Source organism: Myxococcus dinghuensis, from assembly GCF_024198235.1.
Taxonomy (GTDB): Bacteria; Myxococcota; Myxococcia; order Myxococcales; family Myxococcaceae; genus Myxococcus; species Myxococcus dinghuensis.
Map to the genome: position 1 here is coordinate 97121 of NZ_JAKCFB010000004.1, position 12786 is coordinate 109906.

The 12786-nt window shown below is 72.5% G+C and carries 9 protein-coding genes and 1 tRNA gene; 4 read left to right on the top strand and 6 right to left on the bottom strand.

What is annotated here, in order from left to right; genetic code table 11:
* Nucleotides 1–16: 16 nt before the first annotated feature.
* The 5 genes from LZ198_RS07455 to LZ198_RS07475 form a co-directional block, all read right to left on the bottom strand.
* Entirely contained in the window at nucleotides 17–853 is an 837-nt protein-coding gene (locus LZ198_RS07455; RefSeq protein ID WP_253971463.1) for a carboxypeptidase regulatory-like domain-containing protein, read from the bottom strand.
* Between the two features lie 90 nt (nucleotides 854–943).
* Nucleotides 944–1798 carry an ABC transporter permease gene (locus tag LZ198_RS07460; protein ID WP_253971189.1) on the bottom strand — a complete coding sequence of 285 codons (855 nt, stop codon included), beginning with the start codon at nucleotides 1796–1798 and terminating at the stop codon, nucleotides 944–946.
* Nucleotides 1795–2784, bottom strand: coding sequence for an ABC transporter ATP-binding protein (locus LZ198_RS07465; protein WP_253971190.1), 990 nt, complete (start codon nucleotides 2782–2784; stop codon nucleotides 1795–1797). Before LZ198_RS07465 ends, LZ198_RS07460 begins: the two co-directional genes overlap by 4 nt.
* 27 nt (nucleotides 2785–2811) lie before the next feature.
* A complete protein-coding gene (gene cyoE / locus LZ198_RS07470; RefSeq protein WP_253971191.1) occupies nucleotides 2812–3696 on the bottom strand; it encodes a heme o synthase in 885 nt (294 codons plus the stop codon).
* A gap of 296 nt (nucleotides 3697–3992) precedes the next feature.
* Complete coding sequence (locus LZ198_RS07475) at nucleotides 3993–6350, bottom strand: tetratricopeptide repeat protein (protein WP_253971192.1); 2358 nt, start codon at nucleotides 6348–6350, stop codon at nucleotides 3993–3995.
* Between the two features lie 200 nt (nucleotides 6351–6550).
* Here LZ198_RS07475 and LZ198_RS07480 point away from each other — a divergent pair.
* From LZ198_RS07480 to LZ198_RS07495, 4 genes are all read left to right on the top strand, one after another.
* Nucleotides 6551–6626 (top strand) — tRNA-Ala (locus LZ198_RS07480).
* A 106-nt stretch (nucleotides 6627–6732) separates the two neighbouring features.
* Nucleotides 6733–7341, top strand: coding sequence for a DUF2760 domain-containing protein (locus tag LZ198_RS07485; protein WP_253971193.1), 609 nt, complete (start codon nucleotides 6733–6735; stop codon nucleotides 7339–7341).
* 61 nt (nucleotides 7342–7402) lie between these two features.
* Nucleotides 7403–9265, top strand: coding sequence for an Hsp70 family protein (locus tag LZ198_RS07490; RefSeq protein WP_253971194.1), 1863 nt, complete (start codon nucleotides 7403–7405; stop codon nucleotides 9263–9265).
* Between the two features lie 25 nt (nucleotides 9266–9290).
* The gene (locus LZ198_RS07495; RefSeq protein WP_253971195.1) at nucleotides 9291–12068 is read left to right on the top strand and encodes an Hsp70 family protein; all 2778 of its coding nucleotides are present in this window, start codon (nucleotides 9291–9293) and stop codon (nucleotides 12066–12068) included.
* Nucleotides 12069–12279: 211 nt separating this feature from the next.
* Here LZ198_RS07495 and LZ198_RS07500 read toward each other — a convergent pair whose 3' ends face one another.
* Nucleotides 12280–12678 (bottom strand): hypothetical protein, encoded by a 399-nt coding sequence (locus LZ198_RS07500; protein WP_253971196.1) that lies wholly within the window; start codon nucleotides 12676–12678, stop codon nucleotides 12280–12282.
* Nucleotides 12679–12786 lie beyond the last annotated feature (108 nt).

Genomic DNA, 12786 nt, shown 5'->3' on the forward strand with positions numbered 1-12786 from the left:
AGTCCCGACGAGGGGACTACGGCTTCGCCGGCGCGTCCGAGGCGGAGAAGGCGAAGTCGACGGTCGCCGGCGCGTCGTCCTTCACCGTCACCTCGGCCGTCTTCGTGCCCAGCGTCTCGTGCCACGCCTCGACGGTGTACGTCCCCGCCGGCAGGCCCTTCAGCGAGAAGGCCCCGTCCGCGCCCGTGGTCGCGAAGAAGGGGTTCGGGTTGCTCACGATGTACGCCGTCATCCACGGGTGGATGTCGCACTTGAGCTTCAGCACGTCCCCTTCGGTGGGGAGCTTGCGCTCCACCGGGGCGCCGGAGGGCGCCTGCGCCACGTTGAAGGCCGCGCGGGTGCTCACCACGCCCCGCACGTTGTGCAGCGTGCCGTCGCTGTTCTTGAACATCACCGACTGCCCGGCCACCGCGCCCTGCACGCGCGGCACGTAGGTGCACTTCGACTGGTCCACGACCACCGGAGTGGTCGGCGCGGGCGGCGCGCCCGGCACGGCGCCCTTGATGCGCACCACCACGTTCTCCAGCTTGCCGCCCTGCACCCGCAGCGACTGCTCCTTGTCGCCGCGCCCCTCGCATGCCGGATCGCTGTTGGCGGGCAGGTCCGCGGGCGGAGGCGGCGTCCCGGTGAACGACACCGTCCCCTTCACCTCGCCCTTGCCGGCGGGAGCGGCGGGCTGCTGCGCCTCGGGGGCCTGGATGGGCGTCGCCTCGTGCACCTGGGCGCCCTGACCCGCGACGGGCGCGGGCGTGGTGGGAGGCGGCAGCGGCGGCGTCCCCTCCTTCTTGCAAGCGGGCAGGGCCAGCAGGCCCACGACTCCCACCATCGACAGGCCGAGCGTGCGCAGCGTCATCGTGAAATCTCCTCGAGCGAACCGGTACATCGTCCGCGTTCCCTCGTAGCCAAAGGACGCGGGCATGTCCAACGGCTCCGCCCCAGGGGCCTACTCGCGGCGACTCACGCTGAACGCGGCCAGGCCCAGGAACACCGTCGCGAAGACCAGCAACACCGGCACCTCGAGCCCCGCGCCGGACATGGGCGAGCCCACCGCGAGCGACGCCTGCGCGCCGTACAGCGCCCGGCGCACGCCCTCCACGGAGAAGCGCATGGGGTTGAGCAGCATCACCCACGACAGCCAGGTGCCCGCGCCCTTGAGCGGGAACATCGCGCCCGACAGCACCCACATGGGCAGCATCACGATGCTCATCACCGCGTGGTAGCCCGCGCTCGACTTCACCCACCAGGCCAGCGACATGCCCATGCCCGTGAGCGCCAGCGCCGACAGCACCATCACCGCCACCAGCAGCGGCAGGTTCAGCGTGGACGCGCTCACGCCCGCCAGCGGCGCCAGCAGCAGGAACAGCGACGCCTGCATGAGGGCGATCGCCGAGGAGCCGAGCGCCTTGCCCAGCACCACGGCGAGGCGCGAGCCCGGCCCCGCCAGCACGGCCTGGAGGAAGCCCTCGCGCCGGTCCTCGATGACGGTGATGGTCGCGAAGATGGCGCTGAACAACAGCACCATGGTGACGACCCCCGGGAAGAAGAACTGCTGGTACCCGAGCCCCTGCGCGCCCTCCACGCGGAACGAGCCGGCGAAGCCCGAGCCGATGACGAACCAGAACAGGACGGGCTGCGCCAGCGCGCCGATGACGCGGCTGGGCTGGCGGAAGAAGCGCACCACGTCGCGCGCCATCAGCACGCGCACCGTCGCCCACTGCAGCGCGAGCGTCCCCGGGGGTGAGGCGGCGGGCTCACCGGCGGCGAGCGGCGCGGGGGCGGTGGAAATCTCGGCGTTCATCGGCGTCTCCTCGGCGCGGGCTCCGCGGTCGGCACGTCGGCGCCCAGCGCGCGCCCGGTCAGTTGGAGGAACACATCCGCCAGCGTGGGCCGGCGCAGCGACACGGACGACAGGCGCCCGGCCGGAAAGGCTTCCACCACGCGGGGCACCCACGCGTGGCCCTGCGCAACCTCCACCTGGACCCGCCCGTCCACCACCTTCGCCTCCAGGGCCAGCTTCTCGCGCACGTCGCGCGCCAGCGCCTCGGCGTCCGCGGACTCCAGGGAGAGGATGTCGCCGCCCATGCGCGCGGCCAGCGCGGCCGGCGTGTCGCACGCCACCAGCCGCCCCGCGTCCAGCACCGCCAGCCGGTCGCACACCTCGGCCTCGTCGGCCCGGTGCGTGGTCAACAGCACGGTGAGCCCCTCCGCGTCGCGCAGCCGCTTCAGGTGCGCCCAGAACGTCCGGAAGGCCGCCTCGTCCAGGCCCTGCGTGGGCTCGTCCATCAGCACCACGCGCGGCTGGTGCACCAGCGCCCGGGCCAGCTCCAGCCGCCTGCGCATGCCCCCGGACCAGGTCCCCACCCGCTCGTCGCCCCGGTCCGCCAGCCCGATGAGCGCGAGCATGGCCTCCACCCGCGCGCGCGCCCGCTCCCCCGTGAGCCCGTAGAGCCGGGCGCCGAGCAGCAGGTTCTCCCGCGCGGTGAGCAGGTCGTCCAGGCTGCCGCGCTGGAAGATGATGCCCAGTTGCCGGCGCAGGGCTGGATCGCTCAGCGCCAGCGCGCGGCCCGCGAAGGTGACGCGCCCGGCGTCGGGCGCCATCAGCCCGGCGAGCATCTGGAAGGTGGTGGACTTGCCCGCGCCGTTGGGGCCCAGCAGCCCGAGGATCTCCCCCGGACGCACGGACAGGGTGAGCCCGTCGACGGCGACGCGGTCGCGGAAGCGGCGGGTGAGCCCCTCGATGTGGAGCAGCGGAGCCGGCGAGGTGGAGACCGAGGTATCAGGCATGGGCGGCGTCCCCCCGGCTGCCCCGCGCTAACCGCGGGGGATGCGGTCGAGACACATCGCCGCGAAGAGGCCGGTGAGATAGAACAGCGAGAAGAAGAACGTCTGGCGGGCCCAGGGGTTTCCCAGGCGGCGGAAGAATCCCCACGCCCCCTGTCCGAGCCAGCCCAGCCCCAGGACCACCGCCGCCGCCAGGTACCACGTGCCGGCGATGTTCAACTGGAAGGGCAGGAGCGTCATGGGCACCAACGCGACCTGGTAGAGGACGATCTGCGCGCGGCTGGACTCGTCGCCCCGCTCGAGCGGAATCGACTTGAGCCCCGCCGCCGCGTACTCCTCCTTGCGGAACAGCGCGATGGCGATGAAGTGTGGCATCTGCCACAGGAAGAGGATGGCGAAGAGCGCGAACCCACCGCCGTCGATGCGGTCGGTCACCGCCGTCCAGCCCATCAGCGGCGGCAGCGCGCCCGGCACGGCGCCCACCAGCATGGCCGCCGACGTGCGCGCCTTGAGCGGCGTGTAGGCGAGGACGTAGCTCAGCAGCGCCAGGAGGCCGAGCGCCGCCGTCAGCAGGTTGGCCCCCAGCGCGAGCGCCGGCAGGGACACCGCCGCCAGCGAGATGCCGAACCACAGCGCCACCGTCGGCTCCATCCGCCCGGACGGCAGCGGCCGGTTCTGCGTGCGCGCCATGTAGCGGTCGCTGTCCCGCTCCCAGTAGCAGTTGAGCGCGTTGGCCGCGCCCACCGTGCCGGCCGTGGCCAGCAGCGTCACCAGCGCGTGGCCCGCGGACAGGGGCCCCGGCGCGAGGAAGAGGCCTCCCGCCGTGGTGATGAGCACCAGGCTGGAGAGCCGGGGCTTCATCAGGGAGATCAGGTCGGACGCGGTCGTCGACACGGACTCAGCACGCGCGCTCAAGCAGACTCCAGGGCTAGGTGCGACAGGCTCGCTGCCGTCAGGGGAAGGGCCCTCCCATACAGGCACCACCCGGGGGTGGGCAAGGACACGTCGCCGTCACGCGCCAGGAGCGGACGGCTGCTCGCCCCGCGGCACGTACCACGTCGCATGTCCGGACAGTCCAGGGAGACCACGTCCCCGGGGCATAGCGCCGGCCGGGGGCCCCGGGCAACCACGACGACGGGGCTGACCCCACGGGTCGCTGCCCGCGAGCATCAGCCCCGCTTGTCACCCATCCACCCCGACGGTGGGGTGGCTCACCCGCCCGACAGCGACTTCGCCGCCGAGGCGTGCTCGCCGCTCGGGTCGCGCTTCAGGTACTCCTGCGCCAGCATCTTCGCCTTGGCGCCCTGCTTCGAGTCCTTCGAGAGCAGCGTGGCGTAGTAGTAGTACGCCGCGCTGAAGCCCTCGTCGGCGGTGAGGGCGCGCTGGTAGGTCTCGTCCGCCTTGGAGGCGTCGCCCTTGCCCTGGAACACGCGCGCCAGCTCGGTGAGCGCCATGGCGGAGCGCTCGGGCTGACCGACGAACTCCTGGCTCGCCTTCTCCAACTGCTCCTGGGCCTTGGGCCAATCCGAGCGCTCCCGGTAGATGGAGCCCATGGCCAGCCGGGCCTCGGGGTTCTTCGCCTTGGGGTCCTTCACCGCGCGCTGGTACTGGGTGAGCGCCTCGTCCAGCTTGCCCTGGCGCCGGTAGGCGTTGCCCAGCATGACGACGAGCTTGGGGCTGTCGCCCATGGTCTTGAGCGCCGTCTGGAGCGCGTCGGCGGCTTCCTTCTCGCCGCCCTGCTTGCCCATGAGCGCGCGGGCCAGCTCGACGTGGAACTGGGCGCGCGAGCCGTCCACGCGGATGGCCTTGCGGATCTCCTCGGCGGCCGCGTCGAAGTTGCCCTCGGACAGCAGGCGGCGGCCCTTGATGAGGTGCAGCTCCGGGTTCTGCTTGTCGAGCGTGAAGCCCGTCTCCTCGCTCTTGAGCACCTCCGCGCGCGCCTTGTCCTTCTCCACCGGCACGCCCGCGAGCTCCGCGTCCTTCTTCTGCTCGTCGGGCTTCTTGTCCGCGATCGCCGCGGACGCGCGGCTGATGAGCAGCGAGCGCGCCAGGTGCGCGGCGGCGAGCTGACGCGGCGAGGGCGGCGGCTCGGCCTCCAGGAGCTTCTTCAGCATGGTGTGGACGAGCGGATAGTTGGGCTCGTCCTGCTCCAGCATCAGCAGCGACCGGCCCAGCAGCGACTCCGGGTGGTCCTTCTCGTAGCGCAGCGCGAAGTCGTACATCTTCCACGCCGTGCCGTCCTGGCCCAGCCGGCGGTACACCGTGCCCAGGCCCGAGTAGACGCGGGGGTCGTCCGGCGCCAGCGTCTGCGCGCGCTCCAGCGTGTCGCGCGCGCGGTCCAGGTCACCGGCGTTCATCTGGATGAGGCCCAGCGTCAGGTAGAGCAGCGAGCTGGAGCGGCCCTGGGAGTCCAGGCCCTTCACCGTCTCCTCGAGCTTGCCCAGGGCGTCCTTGCCCTTGCCGCCGTAGGTCTGCACCAGCGCCTCGGCCGCGATGAGGTGCGAGCTGACGTCCTTGGTCTTGGTGCCCGCGGCGAGGTGCTCCTCCGCCAGCCGGCGCGCGTTGTCGCCGCCGCCGTGCTCACCCCAGCGGATGGCGTAGGCGTACGCGAGGTAGCCGTGGGCCTGGGCGGAGTCGGCGTCGACCTCCAGCGCCTTGTCCGCCTCTTCACAGGCCTTCTTGTAGCTGTCGAAGGAGTCGCGCTTGAGCAGCTCCGCGGACGCCTCCAGGTGCTTCTTCAGCTCGCGCGCCACCTTGCGGGTGTGCGCGGTGTACCAGCCGTAGCCGGCGATGAAGAGGGGCAGCGCCACCAGCAGCGCGATGGTGATCAGCTTGCCGCCCTTGCCACCCTGGGGAGCGCGGCGGTTGCGCGGCGACTCGTCGTCCTCGTCCTCGACCTCCTCCTCCTCCACGGGCTGCGGCCGGCGGGGAGGCTGGGGGCGGGACTCCGCGCGAGCGGCGGACGCGGGACCGGAGGGAGCACGCGGGCTCGACGCGGGCTTCGGCGAAGGCGCGGGGGCGGACTCCGTGGCGGGCGCGGAGGTGGTCGCGGCCGCGGACGCCAGGGCCGCCGCCGACTGCTGCGTCGCGGTGGGCGCCACCGGGGCCGCCACGGGCGCGGGGGCCGGCGCGGCGGGACGCGGCGGTTCGATCTTGTGCTGCTGCAGCAGCGTGACGGTGTCGGGGTCCCCGGGGTCCGCCGCGAAGGCCTTCAGGAGGTTGGCCTTCCCAGGCTCCGTCTCCCCCGTCTTCAGTTGGAGCGCGCCCGCCATCCGCAGCGCGATCTTGTCCTCCGGCTGCACCTGGAGCGCGCCGAGCGCTTCTTCCAGGGCTTTCTTGTCCTTGCCCTGCTCGGCGTAGACCCGAGCCAGGAGCAGGCGTGGGTCGGCCACATTGGGGTGCGCCTTCACGCCCTTCTTGCAGACGACCATCGCCTCCATGAAGCGCCCCATGCTCAGGTACGCTTCCGCGAGGGGCTTGTACGCGGCGGAGGACGGATCAGAGGCGAACGCGTGTTCGAGCTTTGCGAGCTCGGCCGGGCTCAACGTCTTCGAAGGGGAGGTAGACATTACCGGGGAAGGGGCACCGGGCGAGAAGGGTACACCGGAGAAGAGGGGTTTTTATGGCACCCGCTGCGCGGTACGTCAATCAGCCGGATGAGGCTCTACGGCTTGCGCTTGACAGGCGGGGAGGGGTCCGGTACTAGCCCGTTCCACTTCGGCGGCCCCAAACCGCCGGACGCGACCCCGGTCGCGAGAAGTCCCCATGTGGGGGTGTAGCTCAGTTGGGAGAGCGTCGCGTTCGCAATGCGAAGGTCGTCGGTTCGATCCCGTCCACCTCCACCACGTTGAAAACGAAGGGCCTCACGGGAAACCGTGAGGCCCTTTGCATTTGGGGCAATTCCGGCGACTGCCGAATTGCAAAGCAGGCGGGCTTTGTTATCCGGAGCCGATGACTGACCAGCCTGCCTCCCTGTCGTTCTTCGCGCGCTTCTGGCTCGCCTGGCTCTGCTTCTGGCGCTGCCTCGTGTCCCGCGACTTCGCCCAGGCCGTCCTGCCAGCCAGCCGGGCCTTCGACGCCGGGCAGCTCCACCAGCTTCCCTCCGGAGCCCCCGCCCCCGCGCCGGCCAAGGTGGAGGCGCCCCGGGTGGAGAAGCCCGTCGAGCTGCCCCCCGAGCGCGTCCACGCCAGCGCGCTGACGCTCCTGGGGATGCTCCAGCGCGAGGGCCGGCTGGTCGACTTCCTCCAGGAGAACGTGGCCGCCTACTCGGACGCCGAGGTGGGCGCCGCCTCGCGCACGGTCCACGAGGGGTGCCGCAAGGTGCTCGGCCAGTACGTCAGCCTCCAGCCCGTCGTCCCCCAGTCGGAGGGGGACGCGGTGACGGTGCCGGCGGGCTTCGACGCCCAGCGCATCCGCCTGACGGGCAACGTGACGGGGCAGCCGCCGCACGCCGGGACGCTGCGCCACCACGGCTGGGTGGCCACGGAGGTCCGCTTCCCCACGGTGAGCGCGGCCATGGACCCGCGGGTGCTCGCTCCCGCGGAGGTCGACCTCGCCTGAGCGTCGCCCCCGAGACACTTCCCTCGGACAAAAGGGAGCCCTGAAGGAGTTCAAGCCCGATATGGCCCGCTATTCCATCGGCATCGACCTCGGCACCACCCACTCCGCCGTGTCGTACTTCAACCTCGAGGAGGGCAAGCCCCGGGGGCGCGCGCAGTCCATGCTGCCCATCGCCCAGCTCACCGCGCCCGGCACGGTGGAGGCGCGCACGCTGTTGCCCTCCTTCCTCTATCTGCCCGCCGCGCAGGAGTTCCCACCCGGGAGCCTCGCGCTGCCGTGGAACAAGGACGCCACCACCGTCATCGGCGAGTTCGCCCGCGCGCACGGCGCCAAGGTGCCCACGCGGCTGGTGTCCTCGCCCAAGAGCTGGCTGTCCCATCCGGGCGTGGACCGGCGCTCCGCCCTCCTGCCCTGGCAGGCGCCCGAGGACGTGCAGCGCGTGTCGCCGCTGGACGCGTCCGCGCGCTTCCTGCGCCACCTCAAGGAGGCCTGGGACGCCAACTTCGCGAAGGAGCGGGACGAGTCCGGCAACGCCCTGGCCGCCCAGGACGTCATCGTCACCGTCCCCGCGTCCTTCGACGCGGCGGCGCGAGAGCTGACGCTGGAGGCCGCGAAGGCCGCGGGCATCGAGCACCTCACGCTGCTGGAGGAGCCCCAGGCCGCGCTGTACGCGTGGCTGGAGGCCATGGGCGAGACGTTCCGCCAGCAGGTGCAGCCGGGCGAGGTCATCCTCGTCGTCGACGTGGGCGGCGGCACCTCCGACTTCTCCGTCATCACCGTGCGCGACAACGGCGGCGAGGTGGAGCTGCTGCGCGTGGCGGTGGGCGACCACATCCTGCTGGGCGGCGACAACATGGACCTCGCCCTGGCGCACACGCTCAACCAGCGGCTGGCCGGCGAGGGCAAGAAGCTGGACACCTGGCAGTTCAACGCCCTCACCCACGGCTGCCGCCAGGCGAAGGAGACGCTGTACGGCGACACGTCGCTCGACGAGGTGCCCATCTCCATCCCCGGGCGCGGCTCGTCCCTCATCGGCGGGACGCTGCGCACGGAGCTGACGCGCGAGGAGCTGGACCGGGTGCTCACCGACGGCTTCTTCCCGGTGACGCCCGTCACGGAGCTGCCGCGCACCGCGCGCCGCACGGGCCTGGCGCAGATGGCGCTGCCGTACGCCCAGGACGCGGGCGTCTCGCGGCACCTGGCGGCGTTCCTCACGCGGCAGGCGCAGGCGCTGGCGTCGAGCCACGACGCCCCGGTGGACGTCTCCGGCAAGGCGTTCCTCCACCCCACGGCGGTGCTCTTCAACGGCGGCGTCTTCAAGGCCGGCCCCCTGAAGGCGCGCGTCATGGAGGTGCTCAACGGGTGGCTGGAGGCGGACGGCGGCGCGCCCGCGAAGGAGCTGGCCGGCGCGGACCTGGACCTCGCGGTGGCGCGCGGCGCGGCGTACTACGGCTGGGTGCGCCAGGGCCACGGGCTGCGCATCCGCGGCGGCACGGCGCGCGCCTACTACGTGGGCGTGGAGTCGGCGATGCCCGCGGTGCCCGGCATGGAGCCGCCGGTGAAGGCGCTGTGCGTGGCGCCCTTCGGCATGGAGGAAGGGACGCAGGCGGACGTGCCTCCACAGGAGTTCGGCCTCGTCACCGGGGAGCCCACCAGCTTCCGCTTCTTCTCCTCGTCCCTGCGCCGCGACGACGCGGTGGGGGTCATGGTGGACGACGTGGCGGACGCGCTCGCCCGGGGGGAGATGGACGAGCTGGCCCCCATCGAGACGACCATGCCCGGACAGCCCTCGGCCTTCGGCGACCTGACGCCCGTCAACCTCCAGGCGGCGGTGACGGAGGTGGGGACCCTGGAGCTGCGGTGCCTGGAGAAAGGCGGCTCCGGGCGCTGGAAGCTGGAGCTCAACGTCCGCATGAAGGAGTAGAACGCCGACCGGCAACCGGAGGTGTATGCGAATCGTCGGCATCGACCTGGGCACCACCCACTGCGCGGTGGCGTCCGTGGACCCGTCCCGGGGCGCGAGCGCGCCCGTGGAGGACTTTCCCATCCCCCAGCTCGTCCGGCAGGGAGAGGTGGCCCCCCGGGCGCTGCTGCCCTCCACCGTGTACGTCCCCGCCGGTCACGAGCTGGACGCCGATTCGCTGCGACTGCCCTGGGGTGACGACGGCGGGCCCTATGTCGTGGGCGAGCTGGCCCGCTGGCAGGGCGCCCGCGTGCCGGGGCGCCTGGTCTCCAGCGCCAAGAGCTGGCTGTGCCACCCGGGCGTGGACCGCTCCGCCCCCATCCTCCCGTGGGGCGCCCCCGCCGACGTGCACAAGCTGTCCCCCGTCGACGCCAGCGCCCTGCTGTTGACGCACATGGCGCGCGCCTGGGACTTCGCGCACCCGGACGCGCCGCTCGCGAAGCAAGAGGTGGTCATCACCGTCCCCGCCTCCTTCGACGAGGCCGCTCGCGCCCTCACGGTGAGCGCCGCGCGCAAGGCGGGGATGGAGAAGTTCACGCTGCTCGAGGAGCCGCAGGCGGCGTTCTACGACTACACCGCGCGCCACCGCTCCGACCTGGCGCAGACGCTCGCCCACGTCCGGCTGGTGCTGGTGGTGGACGTGGGCGGCGGCACCACGGACTTCACGCTGGTCCACGCGGGCGTGTCGCCGGAGGGCCCCATGCTGCGGCGGCTCGCGGTGGGCGACCACCTCATGCTGGGCGGCGACAACATGGACGCCGCGCTGGCGCGCCGGCTGGAGGAGAAGCTCTTCCCGGACGGCCGCCGCCTGTCCGCCACGCAGTGGACCCAGGCCATCCAGGCCGCTCGCGCCGCCAAGGAGGCGCTGCTGGGCAAGGCCCCGCCGGAGAAGCACGGCGTGTCGCTCGTGGGCGGAGGCAGCCGGCTCCTGGGGGGCACGCTGTCCTCGGAGCTGACGCGCGACGAGGCGCAGGCCCTGGTGCTGGACGGCTTCTTCCCGCTCACCGCCCCCACCGACCGCCCGCGGCGCGCGGCGCGCATGGCGCTCCAGGAGCTGGGCCTCCCGTACGTGCAGGACGCGGCGGTGACGCGGCACCTGGCGGCCTTCCTCGCGCAGCATGCGGCGGCGGGCTTCGCGGCGCTCGGCGAGACGCCGTCCACCGAGGGCGCCCTGCCCCGCCCCGACGCCATCCTGCTCAACGGAGGCGTCTTCAACTCGCCCTGGATTTCGGACCGGTTGGTGGAGGCCGTGTCCGCGTGGTGGCCGCAGGCCCCGCGAATCCCCCTCCTGCGCCACGAGTCGCTGGAGCTGGCCGTGGCGCGCGGCGCGGCGTACTACGGGCTGGTGCGGCGCGGCCACGGCCTGCGCATCGGCGGTGGCGCGGCGCGCGCGTACTACGTGGGCCTCCAGCGCCCGGCGGACAGCACGGAGCAGCCCGCGCTGTGCCTCATCCCGCGCGGCTTCGAGGAGGGACAGAAGGTGGACCTGGGCGAGCGCCCCTTCACGCTCACCCTGGGGCGCCCCGTCCAGTTCCAGCTCTATTCGACGACGAGCGACCGCATCGACAAGCCGGGCGACCTGGTGCCCCTGGTCGAGGACCTCAAGCCCCTGCCCCCCATCCACACGCTGCTCAAGGGCGCCGCCGGAAAGGTCACGGACGTGCCGGTGCACCTGCAGGCGGTGCTGACGGAGATCGGCACGCTGGAGCTGTACTGCGTCTCCGACGTGGCGGACGAGCGCTGGCGGCTGGAGTTCGAGCTGCGCGGGACGGGCGGCTCGCACGAGCTGACCGTCACGGAGTCCATGCCGGCGCGCTTCGTCGAGGCGAAGGAGAACATCGAGCGCGTCTACGGCAACAAGCCCCTGCCCCTGGGGCCCAAGGACGTGAAGCAGCTTTCGCGCACGCTGGAGAAGGCGCTGGGGCCCCGCGACACGTGGCGGGTGCCGGTGCTGCGGGAGATGTGGAGCACCCTGTTCGCGGGCGCCAGCAAGCGGCGGCGCAGCGAGGACCACGAGCGCGTCTTCTACAACCTGGCGGGCTTCACCCTGCGCCCCGGCTTCGGCTACCCGCTCGACGGCTGGCGCGCGGAGCAGACCTTCGGCTTGTTCGAGGCGCTGGTGCAGCACCACACGGACAAGGCGGTGTGGACGGAGTTCTGGGTCCTGTGGCGCCGCATCTCCGGCGGCCTCACCGAGCCCCAGCAGCAGAAGCTCTACGCCTATCTCCAGCCGCACCTCGCCCGGCGGGTGCCGCTCGACGCGCCGCCGCCCGGCAAGCTCAAGGGCATCCAACCCGAGGGCCTCGAGGAGATGGTCCGCACGGCGGCCTCGCTGGAGCACCTCGCCCCCAGCGAGAAGGCCGAGGTGGGGCGGTGGATCGCCGACCGGCTGAAGGCCGAGGCGAAGTCCGGCGGCCCCTGGGCCTGGGCCCTGGGACGGCTGGGCGCGCGCGTGCCCCTCTACGGCAGCAGCCACAAGGTGGTGGACGTGGAGACGGCGGAGGCCTGGCTGTCGCTGCTGCTGGAGCTGGACCTGCGGAAGCTCGACGGCGCGCCCTTCGCCGCGGCGCAGTTGGCCCGGCTCACCGGGGACCGCACCCGCGACATCGACCCGGCGCTGCGCGAGCGCACCGCCCAGGCGCTGGTCGCCGCCAAGGCGGCCGACACCTGGGTCCGCATGGTGCGCGAGGTGGTGGCGCTGGAGGCCGCGGACGAGGCGCGCGCGCTCGGCGACACGCTGCCCGCGGGACTGCGCCTTTCATAGCCAGGAGCCGGCGCGGCCCACACACCCGCGCCAGGCCATGTCGAACCGGATGCCGTCACCGGACGTGGCGGAGCCCCTCGACGTCGGATGGGGTGACGTCGAGCGGGTGGCCCAGGGGCCCGCGCCGAGTCCAGCTCGCGCGGGCGGACATGCCTCGTCGGGACGGCGGCTTCACACCGTCCTCGCGGACACGACGCGGGGAATGGCGACTTCAGCCCCTCGCGGCGGAGGGAGGAACCGGAGCGGAGGGCGCGGCGGAGGCCTTCGTCTCCGAAGCCCCTTCGACGACCTGGAGGACGGGGCTCCCGCCCTCGTCGGAGCCCGCGGCGGACTCCTTGCCGGCCTTGGGCTTCTTGGTGCCCGCGCCCGAGCGGCAGGTGCGGCACCACGGCTGGTTCCGGATGGCGCCGTCCGCCATCTTCCGCAGGCCGAACTGGGCCAGCGGCTTGAGCGTGCGGCACTTGATGCACATCAGCGAGATGAGCACTTCGTGGCCATCCGCGTCGTAGACGGCGGACTTGCGCCGCTTGCGCGGCTGGGCCTGCCCCGGTTCACGCGGCTTCGCCTTCTCCGGCGGCGGCGTCATCATCGGGGTCACTTTGTAGAGCATGTCGGTCCCTCCCGCTCTCGGGTACCCATGCTCGCAGTCCAGACTGGGGCCACCTCGGCACGGGCACTCGCGTACCCTAGAGTAAGGACTCTTCCCTCCGTTGAAAAC

Excerpts from the sequence above, each read along its gene's own strand:
- LZ198_RS07455 (WP_253971463.1), bottom strand. The coding sequence starts at position 853 with ATGACGCTGCGCACGCTCGGCCTGTCGATGGTGGGAGTCGTGGGCCTG.
- LZ198_RS07460 (WP_253971189.1), bottom strand. The coding sequence starts at position 1,798 with ATGAACGCCGAGATTTCCACCGCCCCCGCGCCGCTCGCCGCCGGTGAG.
- LZ198_RS07465 (WP_253971190.1), bottom strand. The coding sequence starts at position 2,784 with ATGCCTGATACCTCGGTCTCCACCTCGCCGGCTCCGCTGCTCCACATC.
- LZ198_RS07475 (WP_253971192.1), bottom strand. The coding sequence starts at position 6,350 with ATGTCTACCTCCCCTTCGAAGACGTTGAGCCCGGCCGAGCTCGCAAAG.
- LZ198_RS07485 (WP_253971193.1), top strand. The coding sequence starts at position 6,733 with ATGACTGACCAGCCTGCCTCCCTGTCGTTCTTCGCGCGCTTCTGGCTC.
- LZ198_RS07490 (WP_253971194.1), top strand. The coding sequence starts at position 7,403 with ATGGCCCGCTATTCCATCGGCATCGACCTCGGCACCACCCACTCCGCC.
- LZ198_RS07495 (WP_253971195.1), top strand. The coding sequence starts at position 9,291 with ATGCGAATCGTCGGCATCGACCTGGGCACCACCCACTGCGCGGTGGCG.
- LZ198_RS07500 (WP_253971196.1), bottom strand. The coding sequence starts at position 12,678 with ATGCTCTACAAAGTGACCCCGATGATGACGCCGCCGCCGGAGAAGGCG.